Origin of the sequence: Kitasatospora sp. NPDC058406 (assembly GCF_042722765.1) — a bacterium.
Lineage (GTDB): Bacteria > Actinomycetota > Actinomycetes > Streptomycetales > Streptomycetaceae > Kitasatospora.
In genome coordinates this window covers 1-2,421 of the sequence record NZ_JBHXKE010000474.1, presented here as the reverse complement: position 1 = coordinate 2,421, position 2,421 = coordinate 1, and the positions used below count along the sequence as shown (strand labels likewise).

Sequence of the window (2,421 nt, the reverse complement as noted above, 5' to 3'; positions counted from 1 at the left end):
CCGGCCGATCGGCCGGTCCCGCCCCTCCGCACGTCGGCGGCTACTTGCCGCCGCTCCAGGTGGACGTGACTGCGGGGGAGTCGCCCCGGGCGGCCTCGGTGGCGTCGAGGTCGATGTCGGCGTAGAAGACGCCGAGGTTGTAGCCGTCCCCCTGGGTGTTGACGGTGACGGTGACGTCGGTGTCGCCGTTGCGCAGGTAGGGGGAGACGGTCCAGCGGTTCGCGTCGTAGCCGAAGTTGTTGCGCGGCGCCGGGTTGCGGGGGAACCGCTGGGCGGGGTTGGGGTTGTCGATGGTGGAGTTGAAGGCGTCGTTCAGCGGGTGGTTGGCGTCGGTGAAGTCGGTGATCGGGCCGTTGGTGGACTTGATCGACATGGTGTCGCCGGTCCACTTGTGGTCGCCGTCGTAGACGACCCAGCCCAGGTGTCCGGTGACCGGGCCGCTCGCGGGCGTCCTGATCCCGGTCAGCCTGCCCGACAGGGCCGGGCTGTTGGGGAGTTCGGGCTGGAAGCCGTCCCAGAGGTGGACGTGCCGCAGCGGCGCGCAGGGGTCCTCGTAGGCGACCACGACGGTCCAGCCGCCCCAGCTGTGCGGCTTGACGACGGAGTCCATGTTGGCGGCCGTGTAGGTACCGGTGCCGTGGCTCTTGACGAGCTCGGTGATGTCGGCGGAGGCCTGGTAGCTGCTCTCCTCGTCGGTGGTGATGTAGCCGATGGAGGGCTGCTGGTTGGCGATGTTGGTGTACTGGCCGTCACCGGGGAACTTGAGGTAGATCTCGTCGATCTGGCTCTCGGGCAGGACGACGTCGTCGATGCCGCGGGTGCCGCCCCAGTACAGGCGGGCGTGCTTGACCGTCGCCCCGGGGGGCAGCTGCAGGTCGGCGGAGCTGGCGGAGTAGATGGGGTCGCCGAGCGGGCCGATGCTGCCGGGATCGATGTTGACGTACCGCATCTGGTAGTTGTTGTTGATCGGCCTGCTGCCCGCCCCGGTGCGGCCCTGCTCGCACGGCGGCTGGGCGGGGTCGACGGGGGGCTTGGTCTCGTCACAGGTCATCAGGGAGTTGCTGATGTGGGTGACGGAGCCGTGGAAGTCGCCCTGGAAGCGGGTGGTGAAGGGCAGCCGGTTCTCCTGGATGGTGATCGCGGCGCGGTGGCCCTGGGCGGGGCCGGTGCCGCGGGAGTAGGCGGCGGGAGCGGCGAGCACGCAGGCGGCCGAGGCGACGGCCACGGCCGCCGCCAGCGCGCGGCGGGCGCGGCGGGCGGGGTCGGCGGAGCGCGGGGGCTGAGGGTGCGACAACTGAACCTCCGGTGAGGTGTATTCGTGGATGCCCCCTCACGAGAGCACCGTTCGGGCCATTTGTCGGTGGATTGCTCCGAACGGGGGCGAGCCGTGGAGCGGGGGAGGTTCCGGCCCCCGGGGTGCTGCCGAGGCGTCGTCGGAACGGTGCGGGCGGCCGGGCGCGGACCGGCGCACGCCCCCGACAACATAGAGCTGGTCGCGGAGGTGCGCGCCGCGCTGCCCGGCCTGCTCGGGGACCCGGCGGGGGCGTACGTGTGGATCGCCTGTGACACGGTGACCACGCGCGCTCTCGCCCGGTTCACCCGGAAGGAGCTCGCCGTGCCCAGGCCGCAGGTGCACGCCCTCGGCTACTGGCGGCCCTGAGGACCCGTGGCGCCCGGCCGGGGGGGTCCGGGCGCCACGTTCACACGTCCCACCGACGCGGTCGGCCCCTGTCCGACCCTGCTGCGTCCTGCTGCGTCCCGCCGTCTTCCGGCGCTCGCGGCGTGCGCCGGGGTGCGCCGGGGTGTCGGGCCCGCCCCGGCGCGGCTTCCTCGCGCCCGGCCCGAGCCCGAGCCCGAGCCCGAGTCCTGACGCCTGACGCCCGAAGTCCGAAGCCCGACGCTCGGGGTCGGACGCCCCGCGCCTGATCTCCGGCGCCCGATGTGCCGTGCCTGGTGTCCTGTGCGTGGTGTCCCCTTCCCTGCGCTCTCCCTTCACCGAGCCCGCTGCCCTGTCGCGCCGGGCTGCTCCGCCGCGCCCGCGCCCGCGCCCGCGCGTTCGCGGGCGCGGCGTCGGCGCGGGCGCCGGGAAAGGCCGTCCGGTGATTTCGACTCCTCCCGCCCTCCGGTCCGGACCATGATTCGTGTTCGACGGGTCCAGGATTCTCGCCGGTGGGCGGAAAAGCGTTTCTGCTCCCTCCGTAACCCTTTCGGGGCCGGTTCCGACCGGGGTGTGGCGCTGCCCGTCTCCCGGCCGATCCGGCTTTCCGCCCGCCGTGGAACCCGGGGCCGTCGCCCGGCTCCCGCCCCGGCCGCACCCCGTCGTGACGGCGCCGCCGACGGCGGCGGCAACGGTGCTGGTGGGGGCCGGAACGGTGCCCGCGCGCCCGGGGCCGCCGGGGGGGGGGGGGGGGCCGCGGCCGC

The 2,421-nt window shown here is 73.9% G+C and carries 1 protein-coding gene and 1 pseudogene; one reads left to right on the top strand and one right to left on the bottom strand.

The annotated features are described in order from the left end of the window. Positions 1-40 precede the first annotated feature (40 nt). On the bottom strand, positions 41-1,294 hold the full coding sequence (locus ACFWOG_RS40635; protein ID WP_329952921.1) for a hypothetical protein: 1,254 nt from the start codon (positions 1,292-1,294) through the stop codon (positions 41-43). 192 nt (positions 1,295-1,486) lie between these two features. Here ACFWOG_RS40635 and ACFWOG_RS40630 point away from each other — a divergent pair. Then, positions 1,487-1,660: pseudogene (locus tag ACFWOG_RS40630) on the top strand (SIP domain-containing protein); the annotation flags it as partial. Positions 1,661-2,421 lie beyond the last annotated feature (761 nt).